Annotated in this window: 3 protein-coding genes; all 3 read right to left on the bottom strand. The window is 63.6% G+C overall.

Going from position 1 to position 2,226, the window contains the following annotated elements:
- Positions 1–176: 176 nt before the first annotated feature.
- On the bottom strand, positions 177–764 hold the full coding sequence (locus tag EOD07_RS31535) for a histidine phosphatase family protein (RefSeq protein WP_040991089.1): 588 nt from the start codon (positions 762–764) through the stop codon (positions 177–179).
- Positions 765–819: 55 nt separating this feature from the next.
- Complete coding sequence (gene fabI / locus EOD07_RS31530) at positions 820–1,638, bottom strand: enoyl-ACP reductase FabI (RefSeq protein ID WP_040991087.1); 819 nt, start codon at positions 1,636–1,638, stop codon at positions 820–822.
- A gap of 107 nt (positions 1,639–1,745) precedes the next feature.
- Positions 1,746–2,226, bottom strand: a 481-nt coding sequence (locus EOD07_RS31525) for a DnaJ C-terminal domain-containing protein (protein ID WP_281059102.1), incomplete at its 5' end; no start/stop codon positions are given.

Raw genomic sequence — 2,226 nt, 5'->3', positions numbered from 1 at the left:
CCTTATGAGTTCATCTGCAAAATCTGGAAACAAGAGCCCGAACACTTCAGGGTCGACCCGGTCCATCAAATGCCGGGACTAAACACCTAGGGTCTACGCGACGCTTCGCGTCGCTCCGCCCTAGGATGACGAATTCAGGTGGCTTCGTCCGCTCTCCTGTAGGCTTTGAGACTGCCTCACAACCACTGCAAACTGCGGCCCTCCAGCCGCAGCAGGCGGTCCTGAGGGACATCGAGGCCGGCCGCTTGCTGCTTGGAAAGGCCGGCGACGAAGCGGAAGAAGCAGCGGATCACGCCGCCATGCGTGACGCAGACGGTCGGCTGCCGAAGTTCGGCGAACCATGGCTTTATCCGCTCAAGCAGCATCTCGTAGCTTTCGGCGCCCTCGCCGGGCGGCTGGAAATCCCACTTTGCGTGGCGGCGGCCGTCGGTCGAGCCGGGGGCGCGTTCCTCGAGCTCGGCGAAGGTAAAACCCTGCCAGTCGCCGAAACTTATCTCCACCAGACGCGCATCGGTGCGGTAAGCGGTGGGATCGAGCCCCATCGCTTCGCGCATCAATTCCATCGTCTCGCGCGTGCGGCGCATCGGGCTGGCGACAAAATCGAAATCCGCAGGATTTCTGACAAGCTCAGCCAACCGTCGGCCGTTAAGCCTCGCCTGCTCACGGCCGAAATCGTTGAGGTCGGTGTCGGCCTGGCCCTGCAGGCGGTGCTCGGCATTCCACTCGGTCTGGCCGTGGCGCGCGATGTAGACGAGCGGGTACATCAGGTCTTCCGGAGGTCGGGCCAGGGCCTGGACGGAGAATAAGCGAAGGAGAAGATCAGTCCTTGACGGTCGAGATATCCGGCGCGTCGACGGCCTTCATGCCGACGACATGGTAGCCGGAATCGACGTGGTGGACCTCGCCGGTCACGCCGCGCGACAGGTCCGACAGGAAATAGACGCCGGAATCGCCTACCTCCTCCTGAGTGACCGTCTGCTTCAGCGGCGAATTGTACTCGTTCCATTTCAGGATATAGCGGAAGTCGCCGATGCCGGAAGCGGCAAGCGTCTTGATCGGCCCGGCCGAGATCGCGTTGACGCGGATCTTCTTGGCGCCGAGGTCGACGGCCAGATAGCGAACGCTGGCCTCAAGCGCCGCCTTGGCAACGCCCATGACGTTGTAATGCGGCATCACCTTCTCGGCGCCGTAATAGGTCAGCGTCAGAAGCGAGCCGCCTTCGCTCATCAGCGGCTCGGCGCGCTTGGCGATGGTGGTGAAGGAAAACACCGAGATGTCCATGGTGCGCAGGAAATTGTCGCGCGTCGTCTCGACATAGCGGCCGGTGAGCTCGTCCTTGTCGGAGAAGGCGATGGCATGGACGAGGAAGTCGAGCTTGCCCCAGTGCTTGGCGATATCGGCAAAGACGGCGTCGAGGCTTTCCGGGTCGGTGACGTCGCAATGGCCGGCGACATGCGCATTGAGCTCGGCCGCCAGCGGCTCGACGCGCTTCTTGAAGGCCTCGCCCTGATAGGTCAGGGCGATTTCGGCGCCGTGATCGACGCAAGCCTTGGCGATGCCGAAAGCGATCGACCGATTGTTGGCGACGCCCAGGATCAGGCCTCGCTTACCGGCCATCAGGCCCTGTCCACCTGCCATGTGCAAGCTCTCCGCAAGAATATCTGCTTTGTGGAGAGCCTATCGCACAGGCACAGAGCCCCTTCAAGCGCCCAAAAGACACTGCAACAGGAACAAAATTCCCCCAATCAGCCTTTTTGGCGGCGCATCAGGGCCTCGAGCTCGGCATCGCCGCCTTCCGGCAGCATCAGCCGCACATGGGCATAGAGATCGCCGCGGCCGCCGGCCTTTTCCGGCAGGCCCCTGCCCTTCAGGCGCAGCACCTTGTCCGAGCTCGACCATGCCGGAACGTTGACCGCGAGCTTGCCGGTCGGTGTCTCGACCGCCACCTTGGCGCCGAGCACCGCGTCGGCCAGAGGGACGGGCAGATCGACATGCAGGTCGCGGCCTTCGATGCGGTAGCGTGGGTGGCGGCGGATGTGGATCTTCACCAGCGCGTCGCCGGGCTGTCCAGGACCCTGCTCGCCCTGGCCCTTCAGACGAATCGTCTGGCCGTCCTCGACATAGGCCGGCAGCTTGACCGCCACCTTGCGGCCGTCGGGGAACATCGCCGTCACCTTGTCGGCGGTGGCGGCCTCCTCGACGCTGATGTCCATGGTGACGTTGAGG

This window comes from Mesorhizobium sp. M2C.T.Ca.TU.002.02.1.1, from assembly GCF_003997225.1.
The sequence above is the reverse complement of the archived record's forward strand: the minus strand, read 5'-3'. Positions and strand labels throughout refer to the sequence as shown.

Bases quoted from the DNA above. Each gene is read 5' to 3' on its own strand.
- EOD07_RS31535 (WP_040991089.1), bottom strand. From the start codon at position 764: ATGTACCCGCTCGTCTACATCGCGCGCCACGGCCAGACCGAGTGGAAT.
- fabI (WP_040991087.1), bottom strand. From the start codon at position 1,638: ATGGCAGGTGGACAGGGCCTGATGGCCGGTAAGCGAGGCCTGATCCTG.